Source organism: Actinoplanes italicus (assembly GCF_003001815.1).
Taxonomy (GTDB): domain Bacteria; phylum Actinomycetota; class Actinomycetes; order Mycobacteriales; family Micromonosporaceae; genus Actinoplanes; species Actinoplanes italicus.
On the sequence record NZ_PVMZ01000003.1, the window covers coordinates 403594 to 429241 of the forward strand.

Here is a 25648-nt window from a genome sequence, read left to right on the forward strand (position 1 = left end):
GAGGCAGGCCGCTGCATGTCCGATCTCGCGCTGGCGGGCGTGGCCTATGCCGAGGCGAACTGGGGCCGGTGGGTGGCTCGCTGCCCACGGCCGCTGTGCACCAATGCGCTCGCCCTCGATCCTGGCCAGAACCTCTTCGTGTGCACCGGGCTCGGCGGCTGCGGCATCGACGCCCCCGTGATCTGGCCCGCCGACCCGCAGGCCATCGAGGCGATCCTGGAGATGCGGCCGGTCGGGCGAACCCGGAACTGGCTGCCCGGCGAAACCCTTGAGGACCTACTCGCCGAGAACGCCGCCCACGGCTGCCTCACCCCCGAAATCCTGGCGCTCGCCGGGCTGGCCGGGGAGCGGCCGGTCCTGCTCGCCACCCTCGACGGCCGGGCAGTCGGCGGCATCCTCCACCAGCAGCTGGTCGCGGCCGGGCGCCGCGAGATCGGAGCCTGACCCCATGGCATGGTCCACGCCGTTAACTGCGGTCGCGAATGCTTCGCTCACCGCGGCACAGTGGAACGCCAGCGTCCGCGACAACCTCCTGATGACGGCCCCGGCACTCGCCAGCGTCGCGGGCTCCATCTTCGCGGTCAGCGGCACCAACGTCATCGCCCAGCGCACCCCGGACGCGGCCGGCCAGAACGGCGGCGAGACCACGACGTCCGTGTCGTACACCTCAACACTGTCCGGCGGCGCGGGCACGGCGGGGCCGGCGGTCACGGTGACGACGGGCCCGAAGGCGCTGATCGCGTTCCATTGCCGCCAGAGCACCTCGGTGGGCGGCACGAACGTGTGGACCAGCGTGGCGATCTCCGGAGCGTCGTCGATCGCAGCGTCCGACAACTGGGCGTCCTCTTACGACCTGACCGGGCAGCTCTTCCACGGCATCACCTACCTGGAAGAGAACCTCACCCCCGGCTCCAACGTCTTCACCATGGCGTACCGCGTCAGCGGCGGCACCGGAACCTTCGCGACTCGCCGCATCAACGTCGTCCCGTTCTAGGAGGCAAGGTGCTCACCACCCCGGAATACGTGCCCTTCCTGCTCGCCGCGCAGACCTCGGCGACGCAGCAGATAGGGGTCAACATCTACGGCGTCGCCCGCGAGCTGTACGTGCAGAACCTCAGCCTGCTCGCCCTCATCGGCATGGTCACGAAGGCGCTGCACGACAAGGGCATCGTGCTGGACGCCGAGTGGCAGACCCGCCTGGCCGCCGCATACACCCCCGGCCCCTGGCCTGCGGACATGCTCGCCCAGATCCCGCCGACGCCGTAGGAGGACCGATGGCCGCATGGGTGCTCATTCCCTCCCTCGTCCAGCTGCGCACTGAGTTCAACGCCATCGCACCGGGCCGCGACAAGGGCGCTGACGGCGCGATCGGCGACAGCAGCCACACCTCGTCCTCCGACCACACCCCGGACGAGGACTCCCGCGTTCTACGCGACCACGACGCTGACTCGAAGAACGAGGTCCACGCCCTCGACATCGACTCGACCGGGCCATGGCCGGCGGGCCGGTCCTTCCGGTCCCTCGTGATGGCCGTTATCGCGGGCGAGCGGGCGAAGTGGCTCGACCCGGACGACATGTGCCGCCTCAACTACGTGATCTTCGATCGGAAGATCTACGACAAGGACAACGACTTCGAGCCGCGCGATTACGGCGGCTCCGACCCTCACACCAACCACGCGCACTTCTCAGGGCGCTACGAGACCCGAGCCGAGAGCGACACGCGCCCCTGGGGCGTCGAGGAGGACGACATGGCCACTGCCAAGGAAATCGTCGACGAGCTGCTCAGCCGCGACATCGTCATGGCGGACGGAACCAGGCGAACCGTGCGGACCCTGTTCGCCTGGGAGGACGCCCGCCAGGCCGCCACCCGCAAGGCTGTCCTCGACGCGCTCGCCGCTTACAACGCCGGAGACGATGCGGCGATCGAGTCGCTGCGCGCCCAGGTGCTCAGCCTGCCGGCCGCGACCGCGACGGCACTGGCCGGTCAGGATCTGCTCGACGAGGAGGCCGTGGCCGCCCAGGTCGCCGAGTCTCTGCCTGACGGCCTGGCCGAGCTGGTAGCGCAGAAGCTCGCCGAGCGTCTCGCGTCGTGACCGAGCAGGTGCGCGCCGCCCTTCCCCAGCGGATCGGCCGCCGCGGTGCCGCGCTGCTCTTCTTCACCCTGCTCGACCTCGTGTACTGCCTGAACCTGCTGACCAGCGCACGCCCCATGTCGCCGCTGAACGCCTGGATGGACGCAGTCGCACCGCTCACCGTATGGGCGTTCTGCTGGGGCGCGGTCGGCGCGATCTGCCTCTGGTACGCGTTCCGGACGTACGACACCCCGGCTTTCATGTGCGCTGTGGGACTGAAGGTGGCGTGGGGGCTGAACGCGCTGTTCGGCTGGATCGCCGGCCAGGTGCCGCTCGGCTACGTCAGCGCAGTCATCTGGCTCGCATTCGCGGGCTTCGTGTTCCTGGTCGCGGGCGGCATCCCTCCGGCAGCGCGCCGGTCTTCGGGAAGGTGGCGCCCATGGACCCTCTGATCGGCGTTGCGGGGGCTGTGCTCACGCTGATCGGGGTCGTCGTTTCCGCCGTGCTCACTCGGCGCAGCTCGGACCGGAAGCTGAAATCCGACGCCGGTCACCAGATGATCGACCAGCACCAAGAGGACATCAAGGAACTGCGCGCCGGCCGGGCCGATGACCGTGCGCGGATCACGGCACTGGAGCGGCACGTGCGGATCCAGGGTGACTACATCGGCCAGCTGCGGCGGCACATCGCGGACGGCAACCCGCCTCCGCCGCCGGCATGGCCCGAGGGCCTGATCACCTAGTCCGGCTGCGGATCCGGGAGTTCACTCCATCCCGCCATTAGAACACTCGTCCGACAGGAGCCAACAAGATGTGGACCGGTAACTTCTGGAAGCAGGCGGCCGAGCGCGCCGTGAAGACGTTCGCGCAGGCCTCCCTCGCGCTGCTCACCGGCGACGGCATGGGCGTGCTGGACGTCAACTGGGGCGACGTCGCCTCCGTCGGCGCCCTGGCAGCGATCGCCTCGCTGCTGACGTCGATCGTCACGTCGACCGTCGGTGAGCCCAACGACCCGAGCGCGGTGCGCCGAACGAACCCGTAGACCTTCCTGCGCCCGTCACAGAACCGCCCCACCTGGCCATCGCGGCCGGGTGGGGCGGTTCTCTGCGTCTGGGGTCACCTGCTGGCCATCACCACGGCTGCCCCCACGGCGATGACGAGCGCCGCCAGCGCGACCGACCGGAAGGCGGCCCGCCATCGAGCCCGCGCGATGCTGACGTAGCCGGCCGCGACCATGCTCGCCGCCGCGGCGGCCTCGTATCGTCGGCCACCGGCGAAGGCTGCGAGGGCGCCGACGATCACCCCGAACCCGAAGGCGATCCCTACTCCCATGATTCACTCTCCGTGACTTCGTATCGTTCACACGGTTCGCACCGTCTTTCATATGGCGCATTCACAGGGCCCCTACACAGGACCCGGCCGGACCCGATCGCACGGTGTGCACCGTGCGCATGAGCCCGGCCTTGATCACTCGTCGTCACACCGGGGCAGGCATCAGGATCCGGTAGACGCCCCGCTGAGGCTTGGCCAGCAGCGGCTCGTCGCCCGCAGTCAGGTCCTTGAGCGCCTGGTACAGCCACGACCCGGACAGGCCTGTCTGCGCCAGCACATCCCCGAGTTCGGACGGCTTCACGTACTCGGCGCCGGCGTCGCCGAGGTCGCAGATGTGCGAGCGGAGCAGGTCCATGGCGACCGCGGTCGGCAGCTTGCGGCCCTCCCCCAGCGGAATCCGGGGCAAGTCGTCCGGCACCCGGATCGGCTCGGCCGGGTCGACGTCGTCCGGCGGGTCGCCCGGATCCAGCCCCGGCATCTCCTCCGGCTCGGGTTCCACCTCCGGCTTCGGTGCCGGCTGGACGTCCGCGACGGGAGCGTCCGTCCAGCCGAGCACCTCGGCGACGTCGGCGGCCCGCTGCTCGTCGCTCTCGATGAACGACCGGCACGGCGCCGACCACAGCTCGCGGTCCCGGCCCGCCCACTCCAGGTAGAAGTAGCCGGGCCGGGCGTTCTTCCACTTCCACGGTGCGGCTCCGGCCTGGAGCGTCTCCTCCGACAGGGCCGCGACGGCATCCTCGTCGCGTTCGACGCCGAGGACGACCCACGTGGTGATGTTGCTGCGCGCCGACGTCGGCAGCCGGTCGTAGGTGGCCCGCTGCATTTCGAGGATCAGGCACATGCCGACCGAGCGGACCGACTCGGCCAGGTCGACGATCGCCGGGTTTCCGGCGACCACCTTCGCGGCCTCGAAGATGATGTAGACCTCGAACGGCAGGCCACACCCCTGCTCCCACTGCTTGAAACCCCGCTTGCCGAGCTGCCCGGCACGTTCGGCGACCCGGGCTTCAAGGGTGTCGAGCAGCGCCTCAGCCTCGTCGGCGCCGGCCGCCACCCGCTTGGACGCCCGCTTGAGCCAGTCGGGAAGCTGCCCGGCCTTACGGGCGTCCGCGATGGTCAGGTCCACGTCGGTGCGGGTGGCGACCTCCTTGCCCAGGCGCAGCAGCAGTTCGGTCTTGCCGGAGCCGGACATGCCGACGACGCCCATCATGCCGACCGCGTTGCGGTGGGCCTTCGGGTCGCCGGGCAGGATCACCTCGGCATCGCCGCCGTCCTCGGCCCGGCCCAGCACGATCGGCTCCGCGATGGACCGGCCCGGTGCCGACGGGCCGGGGTCGGGGATCGCATCGCGCAGCTGGTCGACGGGCACCGCGCTGACGACTCCGCGGCGCTCAGAGTCCGCGTTATCGATGGTGCGGATCGAGGTTGCCTTGACGTCGAGCAGTGACGCCAGCTCGGACTTCACTGCGGCAACCTCGGCGAACGTCCGGCCGGGAGGCATCTCGATCGTCGCCGATACCTTCGCCCCGTCGACCTTCGGCCGCGAGAACTTAACGCCCTTGAGCTGCTTCACCGCGTCGCCCAGCTCGGCGAACTCGCCATTCAGGATCCGGCCGCTGCCGTCATCCTCGCCGCGGGCCTGCCGCATGATCCGGTACACCGCGCACGCCACCGAGATCAGCAGCGTCAGCAGCAGCCACGTGCCGATCATCGCCTTCGACCACGGGCCGTTCAGGGTGGCCGGCACGAGCCACAGGAACGCGAGCACCGAGTTCGCGGTGGCCATGAAGTTCATGACCCGCCCGCGCGGCATCGACGCGACGAACACGAACAGCGTCAGCCCGACTGCGGTCAGGGCCAGGGAGAAGCCGGTCCAGCCGGCGGACCCGGCGTCCCGGGCGAAGAAGTGGTGCCCCGCCCAGGCGCCTGGCAGCGCCGCCGTGCAGCACAGTGGCGCCACCAGGTACGGCCATAGCGGGATCCGCACGGTGTGTACGGACCCGAACCCGTCACCGGCGGGCCGGAGCTTCGCCTTCCGCGCCATCACATCGCCCGGAAGCCGTGAGCGGAGTTGGACGTGTGGCCCTTCCAGCCGGCGGCTTCCAGCTCGGGCAGGTAGACGGCCTGGTACCGGTTCGACGCGGTGATGACGTACCGGGACGCCACCACCAGCGCCTCGGCGGCCTGCGCGATCGGCTTGGACACCTGGCGGGCCCGGTAGGTCGACGACATGTTGGCGATGACCAGGCCACGCGACACCTTCCGAAACCGGGCGTCGGCCTCGGACGCGAAGATGCCGAGTTCCAGGGCGCCGGCGTGCAGCACGAACCGGGCTCGCTCGCACCATTCCAGGAAGGCGACGTTGTCCTGCAGCGCGCCGTCCTCGGCGCCGAGGAAGCCGGATCGGGGCTTGCCGCCGTTGGTCTCCGACACGGTGAAGTTCTCCTTTGTGAAGGGGGGTGAGTTGCCGGGGGTCCTACTTGCGGATGCTCCGGTCGCCGTCGGCGAGCGCCGCGGCCTCGACCAGGCGGACGCCGACCATGCGGGCCTCGTCCGGTGACATCGGCCGGTCCGGCACGCAGGCGAGCACGGTGCCGGTGCTGGGGCAGGCCTGGACGTTGGTGTCGCTGCCGAGGATGTCGGCGGTCAGCATGCCGCCGGGTCCCTGCGTCCATCGGGTGTACGTGCCGCGCACGTCTGTCTCCTTACTGGTGGGCGTCTGAGCGGACGAGGTGTGCGAGTGCGGCACCCATGCCGAGGACGGCGACGGGGATGCCGGAGACGAGCAGGGTGATCGGCCACGGGGCGACGGTCCAGCCGGCAGCGGCCATCAGGTGGTAGAGGCTCTGTCCGCTGAAGCCGAGCAGGAGCGACCCGACCGCCGAGTTGCGGGCGAAGCGAAGGGCCTTGCCATGGGCGCGCCCGGACAGCCAGACGTGCAGCGCGTAGGCGGCGTAGGTCTCCATCCCGAACGGCAGGGTGATCGCCGTGTTGATCGTGAAATCCTCGAGGCGGGGGATGCCGGGGAACGGGTGGACGACGCCGAAGCCCGTCATGCCGCCGAGGTCGACCCAGCCGCCCCAGATCGCGACGAACGCGGGCAGGCACAGGATCAGAACCGGCCACGTGCGAAGCGGCTTAGCAGGGCGGGGAGGGGTCTGGGCAGCCTTGGCGACCGGCGCGACAGCCTTGTCTCGAACGATCCCGGTCACCTCGACCGGCGCGGGCGCGGCCAGCTCGGCGGCCGGGGCCGGGGCGATTTCGGGGACGGACGCGATCACCACGGCCGGGCGGGGGCGCGGCCTCTTCCGGCGGGCGAGCGCGGCCAACGCGGCACGGCCCTGGCGGGCACGTTCGGCGCGGCGCTGGGCGCGCTCCTGGGACAGGGTGCGGCAGACGTCGGCGGCGGTCTCCCGGCGCACGCGCAAGGTCGCCCGCAGGGTCTCGATGGACGGGATCGAGCCGGACCCGACGTGCTGGCGGGCTTCGGTCAGGAGCTGCTCGCGGGTGCGCCGCGGCGGCGTGGCGGTGATGGTCACGGGGTTCCTCCGCAGTCGGCGGGTCTGGGTCCGGGGTGGCCGACGACGTGGTCCTGCCTCGCCATCCCGACGGTGTGTTAGTTTGCCAAATGGAACACTAACAACGTACACGCCACACAGGACCGTGTGTCAAGTGAGACAGGGGTGATAGCGTGACCGCCATGCCAAGGCCGATCACCGAACTGACCGATGAGCAGCGGAGACTGCTCGCGGTGGCGGTGAAATCGGCGAAGAAAGCCCGTGACACTGAAGATCAAGCGTGGACTGACGCGCACGCTGCGCGGGTCGCGGGCGTGCCGGACACGGTGCTGTGCGAAGAGACCGGGCTGAGCAAGTCGACGCTCAACCGGAAGTACGGGCCGCGCGGGTAGCTACGAACCCTCGGGTTCCTCGGCGAGCGCTGGCCGATGCTCGGCGACCCACGCCTCGACGTCCTGGGCGAGCCAGACCCGGCCTGCCTTGATCTCCCAGCGCGGGCGCGGGAAGTCGAGTTTGCGGCTGTCGGCGATCTGCGAGACCCGTGCGGGCGTGACGTTGAGCAGCGCGGCGATCTCGGCCGTGCCCATGATGCGTACGTCGCTCAGGTCCACAAGATCAGACGCTAAGTGACTTCACCCTTACTGGTACGTAAGACCCGGTTGCTCTAGACGATCCTCCTAGCGGGTCCTAAAGTCCTGCGGTGCGGGCGGTTCTGGGATCCCAGAGATGGGCGAACCCCGTCCGTCCGCGCCAGCCCGCGGCGAGGCGGTGACCAGTGGAATGTCCGCCCTGCCGCTCTTCCTGGGGAGGCGGTATGCGACCGCACGTAGGTGCCGAAGTGACTGTGGTGCCGACCGACGACGACCCGTACATCCTTCAGTTCCAGCGGTTCGCGATCGTCTCACGCCGAACCGACCACGGCGCCTACGTGCGCCTGAGTGCCACCTACCCGCCCGGCCGCGAGTTCGGGCCCATCCCCGACAGCCGCCTGCTGTTCGGCTGGCGCGACCCGTCCGGGGCGTGGCGCCGATGGTGACCTGGCTGCACTACCTCTGCGGCAAGAAGACGGACTTCCCGGCCGGCACGAACCCCAACCAGCGGCAGGAGCCGTGCCCGCACTGCGGTGTCGCGGTCGGCGGATGGAGGCGCGCATGACCCGCGAACTCATCGTCGACGGCAGTGAGGTGCTGGGCTACGTGGCAACCGAGCAGCTACCCGATCTCCCCGTTCGCTGGGCGTCCTGGCGGCCCGGGGATTCTGCCCCGATCGGCACGCATCAGGACCGCGAGCAGGCGGTGGGGTTCCTGCGTCAGCTGGCCCTGGCTACTCGTCCGCGTCTTCGTTGAGGTCGGGCCGGTGCTCGACGATCCATGCCTCGACGTCCTCGGTGGCCCAGACGCGGCCCATGGCGAGTTCGTCGTAGGTGGCGGGCCAGGTGGGGAGGCTGGTGTAGTGCTTGGCCCTGGTCTCGCCTACGCGGAGCCGCGCCGCGATCTCGGCGGCACCCATGAGACGGCCCGTGCGCGGCATGGTCCTGACGCTATGGAGATGATCCCTGACGCCTCCGGCAGTGCCGGAGGCGTCTCTAGTCGGGCGACATCATGCACGGTCGGATCGGCGCAGGCAATGGAACGCATGTTCCAATCGGGCAGTCGCACGGAAAGTTAACCGTTCGGCTGAGAGGTGACCGAAAACGATCGACTGCGTGACGGGCCGGTTACGGGATGTGGTCGGGCGGGTAACCAAGATTGACTGTCTCCCCAGCCCCGCTACCTGCGGGAACAGGAAACGATCGGGGGGATCGTGCCTACAAGCGCTGCAGTTCTCTGTCCAGAAGGAGCCGACGAAACCACCGCCGCCAGCCTCGAACACTGTGAAGCGTGCGGCTACCACTTCTACGGCATCGTCCGTGACTGGAACGCTGCCTACGACCTGCTCCGTGCCGGGCTCGTCGAGGTCATCGTTGTCAGCCGCCGTGAGACCTGGTCGCCGCGCATCGAGTACGCCGAACGCCGCAACCAGCGCACCATCACCGCAGCCGGTACCGCGAACACGCGATGGCGCCGGGCAAGGGTGGTACGCCGCTACCGCTGAACCGCACAGACAGAGGCGCCGGGCTCATTCTCACTGAGCCCGGCGCCTCCTTTGGTGTTTCACGTCAAGTCTGGCAGAGCCGCGACCGCCGCGGTGCGCTGCGCGTCGACGACTTCGACATACCCCTGCGTCGTGGACACGTCGGCGTGCCCCAGCAGGTCCTGGACGGTCCGGAGATCCTTGGTCCGGGCGTACGTCTGCGTGCCGAACCAGTGCCGCAAGCGGTGCATCGACGCGCCGGCCTGCATCTTGCGCAGCTGGTGGTTACCGCGGTGTGCGACCTTCTGTGGGGTCAGCCGGGTCACGCCGTCGTGGTCCAGGGCGATCGGTCCGGCCGGCAGGTCGGCGACCGCCCGCCACAGTGCCGGGTGCGTCGGCACGTAGCGCTCCCGGTCGCCCTTGCCCGACGGCACCCATACCTGGGCCTCGGTGACGTGCTCCCGGTCGCAGCGGGAGATCTCCACGCACCGCAGCCCGGCGTAGGCCGCGAGCAGGAACCAGGTTCGGTACGGGGCGGTCGCCCGGCCGAGCATGTCGGTGAGCTGCTCGGTACTGACGGGCTTCGGCTTACGGCGCGGCCGCCGCACCTGCGGGAGGTGCCGGGATGGGTCGTAGTCGAGCCATGGGGTGTCCGGGTCGTCGGGCGGGCAGGTCGCCCAGGCGAAGAAGCCGCAGACGATGGTGCGGTAGAGCAGGCGCGACGCTGGGCCTCTCCGGTCGACGAAGATCCAGGCACGTAGTTCGTCGGCGGAGGCGCCGGCGAGGCCGTGGGGGAGCTGGCGGTCGGCCCGGCGGAGGATGCCCTCGTAGTCGTCGATGGTGCGGGGGGAGCGGGCGAGGTCGGTGAGGTGGCTGCGGTACTCGGCGATGAGATCCATGTGACGACTCTGCTACGCAGCGTATGCGGCGGGGATCGTGTGTCCGGGGGAGCGAACTCCCACGGGACGGCGTTGTCCCGGGGATGTCCGACCGGTTGGCCGATGCTTTGGACGTGCCGATGTGGTGGCCGGTTTAGGGGTCGTCAAACGGCTGACCTGCTCGGAAACCTGGCCAAGGTCACCGGTAAGTTGAGTCTCATGTCTGCCGCGTCGCTTCAGTCCCCTCTGCATGATCGCCACGCCGCGCTGGGTGCGAAATTCGCCGCGTTCGGTGGCTGGGACATGCCGCTGGAGTATGCGGGCGGAGGCGTCCTCAAGGAGCACGCGGCGGTCCGTGAATCGGCCGGCGTCTTCGACGTGTCGCACCTCGGCAAGGCCCGGATCCGCGGCGCCGGAGCGGCCGCCTTCGTCAACGCCTGCCTCACCAACGACCTCGGCCGCATCGCCCCCGGCAAGGCGCAGTACACGCTGTGCTGCGACTCCAGCGGCGGCGTGGTCGACGACCTGATCGCCTACCTGCACGACGACGACCACGTCTTCCTGATCCCGAACGCGGCCAACACCGCCGAGGTGGTCCGCCGCCTCGCCGCGGCCGCCCCGGACGGGCTGACGGTCACCGACGAGCACCGCGACTTCGCGATCCTGGCCGTTCAGGGCCCGCAGTCGGCCGAGATCCTCGGCAAGCTCGGCCTGCCCACCGGCCACGGCTACATGTCGTTCGACACGGCGTCCTTCCGGGGCGCCTCGTCAGCGGCGGTCGAGCTGACCGTCTGCCGCACCGGGTACACCGGCGAGCACGGCTACGAGCTCGTCGTCGGGTGGGACGACGCGCCCGCCGTCTGGGACGCGGTGATCGACGCCGGTGTCCGCCCGTGCGGGCTCGGCGCCCGCGACACGCTGCGCACCGAGATGGGCTACCCGCTGCACGGCCAGGAGCTGACCCTCGACATCAGCCCGGTCCAGGCCCGCTCCGGCTGGGCGGTCGGCTGGGACAAACCGGCTTTCTGGGGCAAGGCGGCCCTTCAGGCCGAGAAGACCGCCGGGCCGCGGCGGCAGCTGCGGGGCCTGGAAGTCACCGGGCGCGGCATCCCACGAGGGCACATGAGTGTGTACGCGGGGGAGCGCGCCGTGGGTGAGACGACCAGCGGCACGTTCTCCCCGACGAAGAAGGTCGGCATCGCGCTGGCCCTCATCGACACCGACGCCGCCCTGACCGACGGCGACCTCGTGGAGATCGACATCCGCGGCCGCCGGACCGAGGCCCGCCTGGTCAAGCCGCCATTCGTGACCCCGTCCACCCACTGACGGATCTCCGCAGCCGGGTCGTACCGCTCTGTCTCGGCCGCTCCGAGACAGCGGTACGACCCGGCGGGATTCCGGTGGCTGTGCCGCACCGCTGTCTCAGGCCGCGGAAGACAGCGGTATGACCCGGCTGGGATGGCGAGGGTTCAGGCGAGGGTGACGGTCACGAGGGTGAGCGTCACCGCCAGCTCGACGGACGCGCCCAGCACGTCGCCGGTGATGCCGCCGAATCGGCGTACCGCATGACGCAGAAGCAGGACCACCGCGAACAGTGAGATGACGACGGCGGCCGGCCCCTGCCACGGACGATCAGGGACCGCCGCGAGACCGAGAGCCACGACGGAGGCCGCGCCGGCCGCGACCGCCCACAGCGGCACCGTGGAAGCCACCATCGCGCCCAGACCGTCCGGACGGGCCGGCGGCACCCCACGGCGGCAGGCCACCGTGATCGCGAGCCGTCCGGCCGCCCAGGCCGTCACGATCGCCCACGGACCGGCCGCGGTGAGCGCCCCGGCCTGAATCAGCACGGTGACGGCCAGCGCGACCACCCCGAACGGCCCGATGTCGGGCTTCTTCATGATCTCCAGGGCCGCGGCCCCCGAGCGGTACGACCCGAGCGCGTCCACCGTGTCCGCCAGCCCGTCCAGATGCAGCCCGCGGGTCAGCAGCGCCCCCGCCGCGACCGTAATCCCGGCCGCGACCAGGTCCGGCGACCCCGCAGCCCGCAGGCCGAGGTGCAGACCGGCCAGCACGAGCCCCAGCGCGGCACCCACCACGGGCGCCACCGCCATCGCCACCGCTGCGGTGGACCGGTCCACCCGGCCCGCCCGCAGCGGCATCACCGTCAGCGTCGTGACGGCCAGCCGGATCCCGTCAGACACCCGTGGTGGCCGGCCCCGGACCGTGCGGCTCCGGCTCGGCGAACTCCTCGGCGTCGAACTCGTCGCCGGTCTCCTCAGGCAGGCCGAGACCGCCGTCACCGACCTCGCCGAGCAGCGCGGGGTGCACCGGCAGCGCCGACGCCAGCCCGATCGCCGACCGCAGCACGGGCAGCACCGACAGGGCGTTCGCGCCCTCGCCGAGGTCCAGCCCGATCTGCAGCACCGCGGTCAGCCCGAGCACGTCCGCACCCTGCTTGACCAGCGTGAGCGTGCCCGCCTCCGGCAGCAGGCACCAGTGCCGGGTCTGGCTGGCCAGGTCGCGGGCGACGAGCCCGGCGGCGATCCCGAGCGGGCCGTCGACCAGCACCGGGATGCGGCGGGCGGCGGCGCCGAGCAGCAGCCCGGTGGCGACCGCGATGTCCAGGCCGCCGATCTCCCGCAGGATGTCCGTGGCGCCGCGCGGCTCCTGCCGGATCCGGTGCATGGCGTCGCGGACCGTGGCGCAGCGGACCATCCAGGCCGCGTCGTCGAACCGGCCGCCGGGCGCCGGCACCCGCGGCAGCGTGGCGACCGGCTCGGCCCCGGTGGTGGCGGCGAGCACCGCGGTCGCGGCGGCCTCGATGCCGGCGCTGATGCCGGCCAGCACGATCACGTCGCGCCCCGCGTCGGCGGCGCCGTCGGCGAGCTGCCAGCCCTGCCGGAGTGCGGTCTCGACGGCGGCCTCGTCGGCGACCGGCCCGTCCTCCATGGCGCCGGCCGGCTCGGTCCGCAGCACCGAGATGTCTGCTCCGGCCTGGCCGGCCAGGCGGCCGAGCAGACCGGTTCCGGTCTCGGCCTCGGCGATCCGGCGCTCCACATCGGCGGTGTCGGTGCCGGCGATCGCCCCGCCGCTGCGCCGGCCGCCGATCACCACGAGCCGGGCTGTCGTCCAGGCCCGCGGGGTGACCGTGTCCTGGGTGGCCGCGGCGAACTCGACGGCCTCCTCGAGCGTGCCGAGCCCGCCGCCCGGCAGGTCCAGCCGGGACAGGCGCTCCCGCGCGTCCGGGCCGGCGTCGGAGCTGGGCAGGGGCAGGTCCATGCCGGGGGTGATCTCGGTGAGCCCGGACGCGACCAGCGGCAGCGTCATCGTGGCGCCGGACAGCGCGCTGACCTGCGCGGGCACGGGCGCCGGCTCGGGCTCGGGCTCGGGCGCGACCACGGTGACGGGCGGCGGCGGGGGCGCGGGCGTCGACGGCGTGGGCACGGCGATCGGCCGGGAGACGGCCGGGGCCGCCTTGATCGGGGCGAGCGGGCCGCCCTTGAGCCAGGTCGGCTGCCCGGCGACGACGAGCGCGACACCGTCGGCGGCCTCGGCCAGCGACTGGTTCGTCGTGCCCAGCGCGTCCGTGAACGCCCGCCCGACCGGTGTCACCGGCACCAGCGACAACCCGACCTCGGGGCTGACCAGCACCACCCGGGCCGCGGTCTCACGGACGGCCGCCGCGAGCGCCGCCACGTCGGCCTCGTCGTCGTTGGGCTGCCGGGCCGGGTTCAGCACCGCGGCCACCCAGCCGCCCAGGTCGTCGACGAGCACGGTCTCGTCCGCCCCGGCCTGCCGGAGCAACTCGGTGAGCGCCGCCGGATCCGCGCCGGTCTCCTCTGTCGTCCAGGACTGCGGGCGCCGCCGCTGATGAGCTTCGATGCGGGCCAGCCACTCCGGGTCGTCCTCGCCGCCGGTCGCGGTGGCCACGTACCGCACCGAGGTCGCGCCGGCCACCAGGGACTCGGCGAACCCGGATTTGCCGGACCGGATACCACCGAGCACCAGAACCGTGTTCCACCGATCTTCGGACATGCCCCGTACCTTAGAGCCGGGTCGCACAGCCGGAACCCGTAGGGTGGAAGCCCACCGAGGTATGACGTGAGGGGGCGGCTGTATGCCGTGGAGTTGGCGGTACGAAGACGTCGACGGCAAGCCGGTCGAAGGCCCGGACGAGTCGTTCAGCAGTCAGGCCGACGCCGAGTCGTGGATCGGCCAGGAGTGGCGGCAGTTGCAGGCCGCCGGGGTCAGCACGGTCACCCTGGTCGAGGACGACCGGGTCGACTACCAGATGAGCCTTCTCCCGGCCGAGTGAGCGGATCGCCGTGACGTACGAACCGGTCTACACCCGCACTCCACGCAACGCTTTCGTGCCGAGCCCGGTCTTCGTCGGTATCGTCGCCGTCTTCGCGGTGAGCGGTGTGATGACCTGGACGAACTTCGGCAACATCAAGATCGACGTCTTCCTGTTCATCATTTCGGGCTGGCTGATCTCGCTCTGCCTGCACGAGTACGCCCACGCCGTGCTCGGCTACTTCTCCGGTGACGTGACCGTCGCCGAGCGGGGCTACCTGCGGCTCAATCCGCTGAAGTACACCCACCCGCTGCTGTCGATCGTGCTGCCGGTGGTCGTGGTGATCCTCGGCGGCATCGGCCTGCCCGGTGGCGCGGTCTGGGTCGACCACCGCTACATCCAGAGCAAGGTGAAGGACTCACTGATCAGCGCGGCCGGCCCGCTGACCAACGTGGTCCTCGCGATCGTGGTGGCGTTCCCCTTCCTGACCGGCCTGGCGCCGGAGGTGGTCGTCGGCGGTGGCCGGGTGACGCTCACCGACGACAGCCACGGGCCGTTCTGGGCGGCCCTGGCCGCGCTGGCGTTCCTGCAGGTGACGGCGAGCGTGCTGAACTTCCTGCCGATTCCGGGCCTGGACGGCGGCGGCATCATCCAGCCGTGGCTCAGCCCGGCCTACCAGCGCGCGTGGAACCTGATCGCGCCCTGGGGCTTCCTGGTGCTGTTCCTGCTGCTGTGGCAGACCCAGGTGGGCACGTGGTTCTTCACCGGCGTGGACTGGCTGGCCGGGCTGATCGGCGTCGACTGGGAGCTCTACGCCGCCGGACTGCAGCTCATGAGGTTCTGGCAGTAAGCGCAGTAAGAAGGCGTCACGGACGCTCGGCCGGGCTGGAGGTGAGCGACGGATCGCGGGTCACGACCGGCTCCACGATCTCGTCGATCGCCTTCAGCAGGCCGTCGTCCAGTTTCACCCCGGACGCCTTGACGTTGTCCCTGACCTGCTCGGGCCGGGACGCTCCGATGATCGCCGCGGAGACGTTCCGGTTCTGCAGCACCCACGCGACGGCCAGCTGGGCCATGGTGAGCCCGGCCTCGGCCGCCAGCGGTTCGAGCCGGGCGACCGCGTTCAGCACGTCGTCCTCCATCCAGCGGGCGATGAACCCGGCTCCGGACTTCTCGTCCGTGGCCCGCGAACCGGCCGGCGGCTGCTGCCCCGCCTTGTACTTGCCGGTCAGCACGCCCTGCGCCAGCGGCGACCAGACGATCTGACCGAGCCCCAGCTCCTGCGAGGCGGGCACCACCTCGGCCTCGATGACCCGCCACAGCATCGAGTACTGCGGCTGGTTGGAGACGAGCCGGACACGCAGTTCGTCGGCGAGCGGCTTCGCGGCCCGGATCTGCTCGGCGGTCCACTCCGACACGCCGATGTAGTGCGCCTTGCCCTGGCGTACGACATCGCCGAAGGCCTCCATCGTCTCCTCGAGCGGAGTGTGATGGTCGTACCGGTGGGCCTGGTAGAGGTCGACGTAGTCGGTGCCGAGCCGCCGCAGCGACCCGTCGATCGACTCCATGATGTGCTTGCGGGACAGGCCGCTGTCGTTCCGGCCGGGACCGGTCCGCCAGAACACCTTCGTGAAGATCTCCAGCCCCTGACGGCGCTCACCCTTCAGCGCCCGGCCCAGCACCTCCTCGGCACGGGTGCCGGCGTAGACGTCGGCGGTGTCGAAGGTGGTGATGCCGGAGTCGAGGGCCGCGCGCACACAGGCGATCGCGGCCTCCTCCTCCACCTGTGAACCGTGGGTGATCCAGTTGCCGTAGGCGATCTCGCTGACCAACAGGCCGGAACGGCCGAGATGACGGAATTCCATCCCCTCAGGTTAGAGAACCGGCCGTGTCTCCTCCGGCAGCGCGTCGACCAGCGAGGCGACGTCACGGTGGCCCATGTCGATCATCGGCGCGCCGGTACGGCTCAGCGCGCCCCACAACCCGGCGGCGTTACGCACCAGGAACGCCCCCGGGTGGATCACCACGGCCGCGTGCACCGGCTCGATCACGACCCGCCCGGCCCGGTCCAGCACCCCGAACCGCTCGCCGGCGTCCACGACCACCAGCCCGTCGTCGGTGAACCCGTCCACCGGCCCGCCGACGTGCAGCACCGTCGCGAACCCCTGGAACCGCGGCGCCACCACGATCCGCCCGTGCCGGTCGACGGCGCCCCAGACGCCACCCTGCCGCACCAGGGCCAGCCCGCGCCGGAACGGCCGCGCCTCCTCGAACCCGCCGGCCGCCCCGACCATCCGGTTCTCCCGGTCGATGGCGAACCAGCCACCGTCGTCACGGGCCACCCAGGCGACGCCCTCGGAGAACCGGCTCACCCGGACGTACCCGTGAGCCGCCGGAATCAGCAGCTCACCGTGCGGGTCGATCAGCTCCCACGCGGCCGAATCGGGCTTACGCACCCAGGCGCCACCCTCGGCGAACGGCAGCGCCTCCGCATAGCGCGGCTCGACCGCGGCGGCGTACCCCCACAGCCCGGCACCGTCGTCGAGCAGCGGAACCGGAGCGTCCGGCAGCCCGAGCACCTCGTCCCGGCTCCGCGGGTAGGGTCCCCAGCCGTCACCGGTGCGCCGCGCGACCGCGTCGAGAGCCAGCTCGATCCGCTCGACCAGGTCCGGGTCCTCGCCCCGGCGTACATCCAAGGCTCTTTCGAAGTGATTGACCGCCTCGAGATAACGCCCCTGCTCGAACGCCGACCGCCCGGCCAGCTCCCGGATCTCCGCCCGCAGCCGCGAAGGCAGCTCCGGCGAGTCGATCTCGGCATAGATCCGGTCCGCCTCGGCGAACTCACCCCGCCACTGCAGCACGTGCGCCAGCCGGGCCCGCGCGATCGCGGTGGTCCGCAGATCACCGGCGGCCTCCGCGTGCCGCAGCGCCTCCCGCCCGTCGGCGAGCGCGTCGTCCAGCTCACCCAGGATCCGATGAACCACCGCACGCAGACTCAGCAGCCCCGCCCGGACGTTGTCCCGCTCGGCGAACTCCAGCCGGTCGGTGAGCCGATCCGCCACATCCCACAGCCGGTCCGGCTCGTCGACCTGCTCCCGCAGCGTCTGCGGGTCAAAGGTCCACGGGTAGGACGCCAGGATCTGCTCAGGATCGGCCCGCCGCCGGTCGGCCGGAGCCGGCTGGTCCCGCCGCTGGCGTACCGGCTCGACCTTCGCCTCCGGCAGACCCTTGCGCGACGCCGGTTCCCCATCGGTCTCTGCCGCGGCACCGGCTTCGAGGTCTTTCTTCTGCGGTACGTCCGGAGCGGCCCCCTCCGGAGCGGTGCCCTCCTCGGCCACCCCGGGTCCGGCAAGCGCCACGTCGGGCTTCCCGCCGGCCTCGTCGATGTCCTCGACCGGCTCTGCCCGGGTGACGAGGGTCTCCTCATCGGACCCGGCCACCACCACCGCGGTCGGCTCATCGGCCGCCTCAGGTGAGAGTGTGACGTCCTCGGCGTCCGTCCGGCGGCTGACGACGAGCGTGGGCTCGTCGAGAGTCTCCGAAGCCGGCTCTTCGACCTTCCACAATCCGCCCGGATCACCGTGCGGGAGCGACGAGACACCCGGCTCGCCGACCGGATCCGCATCCTCGGCCACGGTGGTCTCCGGTTCGGCCGAAAGCACCCGCGAGACGAAGACCGTGTCCTCGTCCTCCTCCTCGTCCTCCTCCTCGACCGGCGACGATCCGGCGACCACCCCGGCCCCGGCCGCTGCGGTATCCGACGGGCCGTCCTCGGAACCCGTCACCGGCCCGCTCAGGTCATCCGGACCGCCGGCCACGTCGTGGTGTGTGACGCCCGACTCGCCGAGATCAGACTGCGGCACGCTGTCCGAGGCGTCCGCGAGGGCCGGCTCAGCCGCCTCCGGCGGGGCGGCATCCGGTTCGAGCTGGGCCGGAGTGTCCTCGACGTCTCCGTCCTCAGAGCCCGGCGAGTCGTCCTCGACGGCACCGGACTCGTACCGCGAGCTTTCCACCCGATCCGGCCACGCGCCGGAGTCCTCAGCCGTCGCAGTCTCAGCCGTGAGGCCTTCACCAGCGGCGAGCCCGGTAGACGAGTCGTCATTCCCCGCAGCCCCGGAGCCGGCCGAGATCGCCGCCGTGATGTCCTTAGCCGACGTGTACCCGTCCGTAGCCGCGATGCCGTCATCCGAAGCAACCGCATCACCATCGAGCGACACGGACCGGCCGGAAGCCCGGACATCCTCAACCGGCGAGGCCGTGGCCGAACCCGTACCGTCGTCCGCCCCGAGGCCACCCGGCACCGAGAGGTCCCGCGACCAGGCGGTCTCCTCTCCCGCCGGGAGCTCCGGAGCCGACGCGATTTCAGCCGTTGCCGGAACATCGTGCGGTGCAGCGACGCCACCGGCTGCCGGGACGTCGTGAGGCGAGGCGGGAACATCCCCCGGCCACGCGAACTCGTCCCTGACCGCAAGCTCCGGAGGCGACACGGGTTCAGCCGTCGTCGGTACCTCATGCGGCGCCGCGAGTTCACCGGTCGCCGGAACGTCCTGAGCCGTTTCGAGCGCGGTCGAAGCCGGAACGTCCTGCGGCATTGCGGATTCGCTGTCTGCATGGACTTCCTGAGGCGAGGTTCCCTCACCCTGTACAGCGAAGTCTTGCAGGGCTGCCGGCTCACTGGTTGCCGGAACATCCTGGAACGACGCCGGTGCAACCGGTGCGGGGAGGTCAGGCGGCGATGCGGATTCACCGGTCGCCGAGACTTCCTGAAGCGAGGCGGGCTCAGCCGGACCGGGAGCGTCCTGCGGTGATATGGACCCATCCGCTGCCGGAACGTCCTGGGGCTCGCTGAGCACCGGGCCGGTCTCGGTGAGCGTGACGTCTGTGCTCTCGGCTCCGGCAGGAGTGTCCCCGGCGGGAGTATCTCCGGCGGGGGTGTCGTCGTCGGAGTCTTCCCCTTCGACCGGAGCGAACCAGCCCAGCGGACGTGCCTCGGGGACGACGCTTTCGACCGCCTCGACCGGTTCCGCCTCGGGAACCGGAGTGGTCGCCCCGAGCCCGCTCATCGACAGGAGCCATCCGAGACCGTGGGTCTCCGGTTCCTCCGTCGTCGGAACGGGCGCCGTCGGCGCGCCGGTGACCGGAGCGAGCCCCGCCTCCGCGGCGAACGGCACCGCCGGCTCCGCCGCGTGCGGCGTGGTGGCCCCTCCCGCGAACGGCGTGGCGGGCTCTGCGGGAGACGATCGGGCACCGCCCACCTCGGCCGGCGTGCCGGACGCCGATCCGGCCCCCGGCCCCCATCCGGTTCCCGGCCCGCGGCCGGTCTCGGGCCGAGCCGGGTCGGCGGCGTCGGCGCGAACTCCTGGCTGGACGTTCCCGTGCTGCCACTGATCCGCGACGGGACCACGCTCGACGTTGCCCGGCGCGCCGGGCGCCGCCGGGGTGAACCCGCGGGGATCGATCGCCCGGACCCGCTCATCGGGAAGCCCGGACGTCTCCGCCCCGGACCGCCGCAATCCGAAGGGCCGCGTCGGATCGTCCAGGTTCTGCGTGACCTCGTGACGGGTCTCCGAGGGTGGGACATGCCCGAGCCGCCGCGGGTCGAGCGGCCGGGTCGGATCCTGTTCGTCGTCATGCCCACGACCGCCGAACCCGGCGCCGCCGAAGCCACTGCCCCCGGCAGGCTCCTGTCCACGGGGGAACGAACCCCCTGCTCCGGTGCCGGATGAGCCGTGCGCCACCGTCCCGGAAACCGGCGCGACCGCATGTCCAGCGGCGGTCCCGGAAGGGGCACCTCCGGCCGGCCCCGACACCGGCGCGACCCCCGCGTGTCCACCGGTGGCCCCGGGCGGCACGACACCGGCGGGCCCGGAGACCGGCGCGACCGCCCCGTGCCCGGCAGCCACCCCGGCGGTCCCGGCGGTCGGGTAGCCGGCAGCCGGCCCAGCGGCCGGGTAGCCGGCAGTCGCCCCGGGGGCCGGGTGGTCGGCAGCCGTCCCGGCGGCTGGGTAGCCAGAAGTCGCCCCGGCGGGCGGGTAGCCAGCAGCCGTCCCGGCGGGCGGGTAGCCAGCAGCCGTCCCGGCGGCCGGGTAGCCGGCAGTCGCCCCGGGGGTCCCGGCTGCCGGGTGTCCGGGTGACGCTCCGGCAGGCCCGGAGGCTGGTGCGACGCCCGGCATCCCGCGCAAATCATGGCCCGCGGACGCACCCGTGCCGAACTCTCCGCCGTTCGAAGCGAGTCCGGAGACCGGCGCGACCGAGGCGTGCCCCGACACCGACCCGGCGGCGGCCGGGAATCCCGCGCGCGGTCCCGTCGCCGCCGGCCCTGAGACAGGTGCCGCGCCGGATCCGGCGTGCCGATCCGATCCGGCGGCGCTCGCAGGCGCCTGACCCGGTCCACCAGGAGCCCGCAGCGCCTGCGTCGTCTCCGGCCCGGCCGGGTACGTCCCACCCGTGCTGGGAACCGACGCCCCCTGCCCGGGCGCGACCCGACCGGGATGTCCGGCCGTTCCGGAAACCGCACCGTGCCCGGAACCGACCTGGCCGGACAATCCGACCGACCCGGATCCGGCATGCCCGGATGTGGGCTGGCCTGGAACTCCGGCATGCCCGGATGTGGGCTGGCCCGGAACTCCGGCATGCCCGGATGTGGGCTGGCCCGGAACTCCGGCATGCCCGGATGTGGGCTGGCCCGGAACTCCGGCATGTCCCGACATCTGCTGAGCGGCGTGCCCGGCGACGGGGACACCCTGCCCGGACGCGGCCTGGCCCGGAATCCCGGCCGGCCCGGAGACCGGAGCGGCCCCGCCGGCCATGCCACGACTCTGGCTGGGCACCGGCATACCGGGCCCGTGCCCCGGCACGGCCGGGTAGACGGCGGCCGGATTCACCGGTTGCGACGGCGTGACGCGGGTCGGCTGCGCCGCCGGACGTGACGGGGCCGGAGAGCGCCGGTCCTGTGGTGCGGGCCGCAGGTCGAACGGTGCGTCCGGGGTGCGCCCGTCACGGGACGTACGGCGGTCGTCGGCGTAGGCCGGGAAGGCCTCGGCGGGCACCGGACGTGCCGCGCCGTAGGCGGCCCCGGCGGGCGACGTCGGTCCGCTGACCGGCCGGGGCTCGCCATCCTGACGCGGGATCTGCTGTTCCGGGCCACCGTGACGCGGGATCTGCTGTTCCGGGCCACCCTGACGCGGGATCTGCTGCTCCGGTGCCTGACGGCGCCCGTGATAGCTCGGGTCCTGACCCGGAGGGAACCCCGCCGAGGCGGCAGGTGTGACGGGCGCGCCGAAGCGGCCAGGCGCGCCGTGCTCGTGACGACCGGGGTGACCCTCATGCCGGCCGGGCCCACCCTCATGCCGGCCGGGCCCGCCGTGCGACGGCTGTCCCGGTGCGCCCGGTCCACCGGTCCACGCCGTACCGGAAGATCCCTGACCGCCGCCGTGCGAAGCAGGCCCGCCCTGAGGACCGGGATGGCCGCCGGAAGAGCCCGGACCAAAGCCGTGCGAACCAGGCCCGCCCTGCGAACCAGGCCCGCCCTGAGGACCGGGACGGCCGCCGGGAGGAACCGGCCCGGCGCCGGGTCCCTGCTGCCCCGGACGACCCTGCGGGCCCGGCCCGCCGAACTGACCAGGACCACCGCGCGGCCCCTGCCCACCCGGCGACGGATCGGGGGAGCCAGGCTGAGGCCCACGCCCCCACCCGGAGGCGTCGGAGGGCATCCGCCCGGGCGAGACGGGCGCGGAGGAAACCGGCCCGGACTGGCCGTAGACGGGTGCGGCACCGCGCCGCTGTTCGGGCATCGGGTTGTGCGTCTGAGCGGGCCGATTCCAGGAAGGCTCGTCCCGTGAGTCCCGTGAGTCCCGTGAGTCCCGTGACGGCTGATTCTGATCAGCGGGCGGAACGACGGCGCGCCCACGGCCGGCACCGCTCACCGGTGCCGAACTGGCCGGCGCGGATCCGCCCCGGGATGCCTCGTAGACGGGGGTGTGCACGGCCTTGCGGCGGCCCGGGTCGCCGGGATAGCGCTGCCCGGGCAGCGGCTCCCACTCCCAGGTGATCTCGTAGACCCAGGCGGGCTCGTCGTCCCAGCTGTCGCCCGGCCGGGAGCTCCAGCCGTTCATCGGGCGCCCCATGGGTGGCCCGTCGAATGGCAACGCTCCGTCACGGCGAACTCCACCTGTCAGATATATGAGACCGGTCAGAAAATGAGCCGCGCCCGAACCGGGGACCCGCGTAGAGTCGCCCGGCTCCGTTGCGGGGGTTTGGAAAGGAGATTAACGGCGTGGACCAGCGAGACGCCAGCGTGCCGACGATCTCTCGATTAGGTCCGTTCCGCGCCTCCGTCGCTACTTTCGGTGCGCTGATCGGCTCGGGTTTCCGGCGGTACGCGACCTACCGGCAAGCCACCATAGCCGGAACGTTCACCAACATCGTGTTCGGCTTCCTCCGGTGTTACGTGCTGCTCGCGGTGGCGGAGCAGGCCGCGGGGCAGCGTCCGGGCGGTTACGACGCCGAACAGCTGGCCCTGTATGTCTGGGTGGGCCAAGGTCTACTCAGCGTCATCGGCATCTGGGGCTGGACCGAGCTGGCCGATCGGATCCGCACCGGCGACATCGCGGCCGACCTGTTACGTCCGATCGCCCCGGTCACCGCCTATCTGGCCGCCGACCTGGGCCGGGCATTGCACGGCATGATGACCCGGTTCGGACCGCCGCTGCTGGCCGGAGCCCTGTTCTTCCCGCTGCACACCCCGCAGCGGTGGCAGACCGTGCCACTGTTCGCGCTGTCCGTACTCCTCGCGGTGATCATCTGTTTCGGGTGCCGTTATGTCGTGAACTCGACCGCCTACTGGTTGCAGGACGCCCGCGGCCCGATCACGCTGTGGACTCTCGGCTCGGGGGTGCTGGGTGGCCTCTACTTCCCGCTGCGGCTGCTTCCGCAGGAGTTCCTGGTGATGCTGTGGCTGGCGACACCGTTGCCGAGCCTGCTGCAGGCGCCGCTCGACGTGATCGCCGAACGGGACGGCCCGGCATTGCAGGCCGGTCTGGTGGTGGTGCAGGCCGGGTGGGCGGTGGCGATGCTGGCGCTGGCCGGGCTGTTGCAGCGGCGGGCCGAGAAGCGCCTGGTGGTACAGGGTGGGTGAATGGCGGGCCTATGCGGCTCTGGGTGTCGCGCAGATCCGGTCGGTGACCGTCTATCGCGCCTCGTTCCTGGTCGAGGTGTTCGGCAACATGGGCGCGACCGTCTTCGACGTGCTGACGGTGCTGGTGCTGTTCCGGGCGACCCCGGAGGTGGGCGGGTTCTCGCTGCGCGAGGCGGTTCTGATCGTGGGCCTGAGCTCGGCCGGTTTCGCCCTTGCCGACTTCGCGGTCGGTAACGTGGATCGCCTGAAGACCTACGTGCGGGCCGGGACGCTGGACGCGGTGCTGGTCCGTCCGCTGCCCGCGTTGCCGCAGCTCCTGCTGATGGACCTGCCGATCCGCAAGACGCTGCGGGTGGTGTTCGGCCTCGTGGTGCTCGGTGTCGCGGTCGCGGCCAACGACATCCACTGGACGCCGCTACGACTGTTTCTGATCGTGCTGACCCCGCTCGCGGCGACGGTCTTCTTCGGGTCGATCTTCGTGTTGAGTGCCAGCCTGGCGTTCTGGTGGGTCGACTCCGGGGAGATCGGTGCCGCCTTCACCTACGGCGGGCGCGACTTCACCTCGTACCCCATCTCGGTTTATGGCAGTTGGTTCCGCAATCTCTTCGCGTACGCGCTGGGATTCGGTTTCGTCGCCTACCAGCCGGCGCTCGCACTGCTGGGCCGCGCTGATCCGCTCGGTCTGCCGGCCTGGGCCGGTTTCCTGTCTCCGCTGGTCGCGCTCGGCGCGGCCACGATCGCCGCCGGTGTCTGGCGCGCCGGCATCCGCCACTACCGGAGCACCGGGTCATGATCAAAATGCAAGACCTCAAGAAGGATTTCACTGTACGGGTCAAAGCAGGCCGATTCCGGCGGCTGAAACGCACGGTAGCCGCCGTGGACGGCGTGAGCCTCACCATCGAGCGCGGTGAGATGGTCGGTTACATCGGCCCGAACGGCGCCGGCAAGTCGACGACCCTGAAGATGCTCACCGGAGTGCTGACGCCCTCCTCCGGCGAGGTGTCGGTGTGCGGCCTGACCCCGGTCCCGCAGCGCACCAGGCTGGCGCTGCGGATCGGCGTGGTGTTCGGCCAGCGCTCGCAGCTGTGGTGGGACCTGCCGCTGCGAGAGTCGTTCGAGCTGCTCCGGCACGTCTACCGGGTGCCGGCCGCCGGCCATGCGACCCGGTTGCGGCGCTGCCGTGACCTGCTGGACCTGGACGAGTTCCTGGACACACCGGTCCGGCAGCTGTCGCTGGGCCAGCGGATGCGCGGCGAGCTGACGGCGGCCCTGCTGCACGGCCCCGAGGTGCTGTTCCTCGACGAGCCGACGATCGGTCTGGACGTGGTGAGCAAGCAGGCGGTCCGGTCGTTCCTGGCAGAGCTGGGCCGTACCGGTGACGTGACCCTGGTGCTTACCACCCACGACCTGGCCGACATCGAGCGCCTCTGTGAGCGCCTCGTCGTGATCGACCACGGCCGGGTGGTGCACGACGGCAGCATCGAGGCGCTGCACGCCCGGTACGGTTCCCGTCGCAGCCTCGTCGCCGACCTCGACAGGCCCCTGCCCGACGGCTTCACCCTGGACGGCACGACGCTCACCTCGGTGACCGCTAATGGTCATCGCGTGACGTTCACCCTGGACTCGGTCACTGCCGGAGTGGCGGTGGCCGGCCTGGTGGCCGCCGTCGCGGTCCGCGACCTGTCCGTCGTCGAACCCGACATCGAGGACGTGGTGGCCCGCCTTTACACCGAGCGCTGACCTACCGGGCTGTTCGCGATGCTTCGGCGGCTGGGCTCAGCGGTGTTCCATGACCAGGATCACCCATGAGCCCGGCTCCAGCGCCTCGTAGCTGTGCGGCACGTCACCCGGGAACGTGACGTAGTCACCGGGCCCGACCTCGACCAGCTCATCGACCGGCCCGGTGCGGATCCGGCCCCCGGCCACCACCATGTGTTCGACACTGCCCGGAATGTGAGGATCCGCATCCCGGCGCGCCCCCGGCTCGAGTTCGAGCACGTAGACGTCGCGACGCGTGCCCGGGACCCCGGCGGACAGCAGCGTCCCGTAGACGTCGGCACCCTCCGCCCGGACCCGCGGGCTGCTGCCGGCCCGTACCACGCGCACCGGCGACGACGGCGGCTCGACCAGCCGGCTGAACGGGACGCCGAGCGCGACACCGAGCGCCCACAGCGTCTCGATGCTCGGGTTGCCGCTGCCGGACTCCAGCTGGGACAGGGTCGACTTGGCCAGTCCGGCCCGCCGGGCCAGCTCGGTCAGCGAGATCCCGGCCCGGTCCCGCTCCCGGCGCAGGGCGGCGGCGATGACGGCCAGCGGCGGTGCCGGCTGCTGCATGTTCGCTCC

Annotated in this window: 31 protein-coding genes; 18 read left to right on the top strand and 13 right to left on the bottom strand. The window is 71.5% G+C overall.

Annotated features, from left to right (window positions below):
* The first annotated feature begins 15 nt into the window (after positions 1-15).
* From CLV67_RS09755 to CLV67_RS09785, 7 genes are all read left to right on the top strand, one after another.
* Complete coding sequence (locus CLV67_RS09755; protein WP_106316848.1) at positions 16-444, top strand: hypothetical protein; 429 nt, start codon at positions 16-18, stop codon at positions 442-444.
* A gap of 4 nt (positions 445-448) precedes the next feature.
* Positions 449-994, top strand: coding sequence for a hypothetical protein (locus tag CLV67_RS09760; protein ID WP_146169041.1), 546 nt, complete (start codon positions 449-451; stop codon positions 992-994).
* An 8-nt stretch (positions 995-1002) separates the two neighbouring features.
* Positions 1003-1266, top strand: a complete 264-nt coding sequence (locus CLV67_RS09765) for a hypothetical protein (RefSeq protein WP_106316850.1) — start codon at positions 1003-1005, stop codon at positions 1264-1266.
* Between the two features lie 8 nt (positions 1267-1274).
* Positions 1275-2093: a hypothetical protein gene (locus CLV67_RS09770; protein WP_106316851.1), complete on the top strand. Its 819-nt coding sequence runs from the start codon at positions 1275-1277 to the stop codon at positions 2091-2093.
* Positions 2090-2524: a hypothetical protein gene (locus CLV67_RS09775; RefSeq protein ID WP_106316852.1), complete on the top strand. Its 435-nt coding sequence runs from the start codon at positions 2090-2092 to the stop codon at positions 2522-2524. The genes CLV67_RS09770 and CLV67_RS09775 overlap by 4 nt, the downstream gene beginning before the upstream one ends.
* Positions 2512-2814 carry a hypothetical protein gene (locus tag CLV67_RS09780; protein WP_106316853.1) on the top strand — a complete coding sequence of 101 codons (303 nt, stop codon included), beginning with the start codon at positions 2512-2514 and terminating at the stop codon, positions 2812-2814. The genes CLV67_RS09775 and CLV67_RS09780 overlap by 13 nt, the downstream gene beginning before the upstream one ends.
* A 68-nt stretch (positions 2815-2882) precedes the next feature.
* Entirely contained in the window at positions 2883-3113 is a 231-nt protein-coding gene (locus tag CLV67_RS09785) for a holin (RefSeq protein WP_106316854.1), read from the top strand.
* 74 nt (positions 3114-3187) lie between these two features.
* Here CLV67_RS09785 and CLV67_RS09790 read toward each other — a convergent pair whose 3' ends face one another.
* From CLV67_RS09790 to CLV67_RS09805, 5 genes are all read right to left on the bottom strand, one after another.
* Complete coding sequence (locus CLV67_RS09790; protein WP_106316855.1) at positions 3188-3403, bottom strand: hypothetical protein; 216 nt, start codon at positions 3401-3403, stop codon at positions 3188-3190.
* A 145-nt stretch (positions 3404-3548) separates the two neighbouring features.
* A complete protein-coding gene (locus tag CLV67_RS09795; RefSeq protein WP_146169042.1) occupies positions 3549-5390 on the bottom strand; it encodes a hypothetical protein in 1842 nt (613 codons plus the stop codon).
* A gap of 56 nt (positions 5391-5446) precedes the next feature.
* Complete coding sequence (locus CLV67_RS09800; RefSeq protein ID WP_106316857.1) at positions 5447-5836, bottom strand: hypothetical protein; 390 nt, start codon at positions 5834-5836, stop codon at positions 5447-5449.
* A 43-nt stretch (positions 5837-5879) separates the two neighbouring features.
* Positions 5880-6098 carry a hypothetical protein gene (locus CLV67_RS50995; protein WP_146169043.1) on the bottom strand — a complete coding sequence of 73 codons (219 nt, stop codon included), beginning with the start codon at positions 6096-6098 and terminating at the stop codon, positions 5880-5882.
* Between the two features lie 10 nt (positions 6099-6108).
* Positions 6109-6942 (bottom strand): ABC transporter permease, encoded by an 834-nt coding sequence (locus CLV67_RS09805; protein WP_239166268.1) that lies wholly within the window; start codon positions 6940-6942, stop codon positions 6109-6111.
* Positions 6943-7094: 152 nt separating this feature from the next.
* On the opposite strand from CLV67_RS09805, the gene CLV67_RS09810 reads away from it, so the two are divergent.
* The gene (locus CLV67_RS09810) at positions 7095-7313 is read left to right on the top strand and encodes a hypothetical protein (protein ID WP_106316858.1); all 219 of its coding nucleotides are present in this window, start codon (positions 7095-7097) and stop codon (positions 7311-7313) included.
* Here CLV67_RS09810 and CLV67_RS09815 read toward each other — a convergent pair whose 3' ends face one another.
* A complete protein-coding gene (locus CLV67_RS09815; protein ID WP_239166269.1) occupies positions 7314-7532 on the bottom strand; it encodes a DNA-binding protein in 219 nt (72 codons plus the stop codon).
* 227 nt (positions 7533-7759) lie between these two features.
* On the opposite strand from CLV67_RS09815, the gene CLV67_RS09820 reads away from it, so the two are divergent.
* The 3 genes from CLV67_RS09820 to CLV67_RS09825 are packed head-to-tail and all read left to right on the top strand — an operon-like array spanning position 7760 to position 8267.
* Positions 7760-7957 (top strand): hypothetical protein, encoded by a 198-nt coding sequence (locus CLV67_RS09820; protein WP_146169044.1) that lies wholly within the window; start codon positions 7760-7762, stop codon positions 7955-7957.
* A complete protein-coding gene (locus tag CLV67_RS54195; RefSeq protein ID WP_275414898.1) occupies positions 7951-8076 on the top strand; it encodes a hypothetical protein in 126 nt (41 codons plus the stop codon). The genes CLV67_RS09820 and CLV67_RS54195 overlap by 7 nt, the downstream gene beginning before the upstream one ends.
* Positions 8073-8267, top strand: coding sequence for a hypothetical protein (locus tag CLV67_RS09825; protein WP_106316860.1), 195 nt, complete (start codon positions 8073-8075; stop codon positions 8265-8267). The genes CLV67_RS54195 and CLV67_RS09825 overlap by 4 nt, the downstream gene beginning before the upstream one ends.
* Here CLV67_RS09825 and CLV67_RS09830 read toward each other — a convergent pair.
* Entirely contained in the window at positions 8245-8451 is a 207-nt protein-coding gene (locus CLV67_RS09830; protein WP_203737057.1) for a DNA-binding protein, read from the bottom strand. The genes CLV67_RS09825 and CLV67_RS09830 overlap by 23 nt on opposite strands.
* A 273-nt stretch (positions 8452-8724) precedes the next feature.
* Here CLV67_RS09830 and CLV67_RS09835 point away from each other — a divergent pair, with 273 nt between their 5' ends.
* Positions 8725-9015 carry a hypothetical protein gene (locus CLV67_RS09835; RefSeq protein WP_106316861.1) on the top strand — a complete coding sequence of 97 codons (291 nt, stop codon included), beginning with the start codon at positions 8725-8727 and terminating at the stop codon, positions 9013-9015.
* Positions 9016-9074: 59 nt separating this feature from the next.
* On the opposite strand, the gene CLV67_RS09840 is transcribed toward CLV67_RS09835, so the two are convergent.
* Positions 9075-9893: a tyrosine-type recombinase/integrase gene (locus CLV67_RS09840; RefSeq protein ID WP_106316862.1), complete on the bottom strand. Its 819-nt coding sequence runs from the start codon at positions 9891-9893 to the stop codon at positions 9075-9077.
* Between the two features lie 198 nt (positions 9894-10091).
* On the opposite strand from CLV67_RS09840, the gene gcvT reads away from it, so the two are divergent.
* Positions 10092-11198, top strand: coding sequence for a glycine cleavage system aminomethyltransferase GcvT (gene gcvT / locus CLV67_RS09845; protein WP_106316863.1), 1107 nt, complete (start codon positions 10092-10094; stop codon positions 11196-11198).
* 143 nt (positions 11199-11341) lie between these two features.
* On the opposite strand, the gene CLV67_RS09850 is transcribed toward gcvT, so the two are convergent.
* Together CLV67_RS09850 and CLV67_RS09855 are read right to left on the bottom strand one after the other, a co-directional pair.
* Positions 11342-12076: an adenosylcobinamide-GDP ribazoletransferase gene (locus CLV67_RS09850; RefSeq protein WP_275414899.1), complete on the bottom strand. Its 735-nt coding sequence runs from the start codon at positions 12074-12076 to the stop codon at positions 11342-11344.
* On the bottom strand, positions 12069-13910 hold the full coding sequence (locus CLV67_RS09855; RefSeq protein ID WP_106316864.1) for a bifunctional adenosylcobinamide kinase/adenosylcobinamide-phosphate guanylyltransferase: 1842 nt from the start codon (positions 13908-13910) through the stop codon (positions 12069-12071). The genes CLV67_RS09850 and CLV67_RS09855 overlap by 8 nt, the downstream gene beginning before the upstream one ends.
* A gap of 82 nt (positions 13911-13992) precedes the next feature.
* Between CLV67_RS09855 and CLV67_RS09860 the strand changes: the two genes are divergently transcribed.
* Both CLV67_RS09860 and CLV67_RS09865 read left to right on the top strand, forming a co-directional pair.
* Positions 13993-14190, top strand: coding sequence for a hypothetical protein (locus tag CLV67_RS09860; RefSeq protein WP_106316865.1), 198 nt, complete (start codon positions 13993-13995; stop codon positions 14188-14190).
* Positions 14191-14200: 10 nt separating this feature from the next.
* Positions 14201-15019, top strand: coding sequence for a site-2 protease family protein (locus CLV67_RS09865; protein WP_106316866.1), 819 nt, complete (start codon positions 14201-14203; stop codon positions 15017-15019).
* 16 nt (positions 15020-15035) lie between these two features.
* Here CLV67_RS09865 and CLV67_RS09870 read toward each other — a convergent pair whose 3' ends face one another.
* Together CLV67_RS09870 and CLV67_RS51000 are read right to left on the bottom strand one after the other, a co-directional pair.
* A complete protein-coding gene (locus CLV67_RS09870) occupies positions 15036-16034 on the bottom strand; it encodes an aldo/keto reductase family protein (RefSeq protein ID WP_106316867.1) in 999 nt (332 codons plus the stop codon).
* Between the two features lie 9 nt (positions 16035-16043).
* Positions 16044-18182 carry a WG repeat-containing protein gene (locus CLV67_RS51000; RefSeq protein ID WP_146169045.1) on the bottom strand — a complete coding sequence of 713 codons (2139 nt, stop codon included), beginning with the start codon at positions 18180-18182 and terminating at the stop codon, positions 16044-16046.
* A 4262-nt stretch (positions 18183-22444) separates the two neighbouring features.
* Here CLV67_RS51000 and CLV67_RS09880 point away from each other — a divergent pair.
* Genes CLV67_RS09880 through CLV67_RS09890 form a run of 3 tightly spaced genes read left to right on the top strand, consistent with a single transcriptional unit; the run spans position 22445 to position 25045 of the window.
* Positions 22445-23305 carry an ABC transporter permease gene (locus CLV67_RS09880; protein ID WP_106316869.1) on the top strand — a complete coding sequence of 287 codons (861 nt, stop codon included), beginning with the start codon at positions 22445-22447 and terminating at the stop codon, positions 23303-23305.
* Positions 23298-24098 carry an ABC transporter permease gene (locus CLV67_RS09885; RefSeq protein ID WP_106316870.1) on the top strand — a complete coding sequence of 267 codons (801 nt, stop codon included), beginning with the start codon at positions 23298-23300 and terminating at the stop codon, positions 24096-24098. The genes CLV67_RS09880 and CLV67_RS09885 overlap by 8 nt, the downstream gene beginning before the upstream one ends.
* Complete coding sequence (locus tag CLV67_RS09890; RefSeq protein WP_106316871.1) at positions 24095-25045, top strand: ABC transporter ATP-binding protein; 951 nt, start codon at positions 24095-24097, stop codon at positions 25043-25045. The genes CLV67_RS09885 and CLV67_RS09890 overlap by 4 nt, the downstream gene beginning before the upstream one ends.
* A gap of 36 nt (positions 25046-25081) precedes the next feature.
* On the opposite strand, the gene CLV67_RS09895 is transcribed toward CLV67_RS09890, so the two are convergent.
* Positions 25082-25639: a helix-turn-helix domain-containing protein gene (locus CLV67_RS09895; RefSeq protein WP_106316872.1), complete on the bottom strand. Its 558-nt coding sequence runs from the start codon at positions 25637-25639 to the stop codon at positions 25082-25084.
* Positions 25640-25648 lie beyond the last annotated feature (9 nt).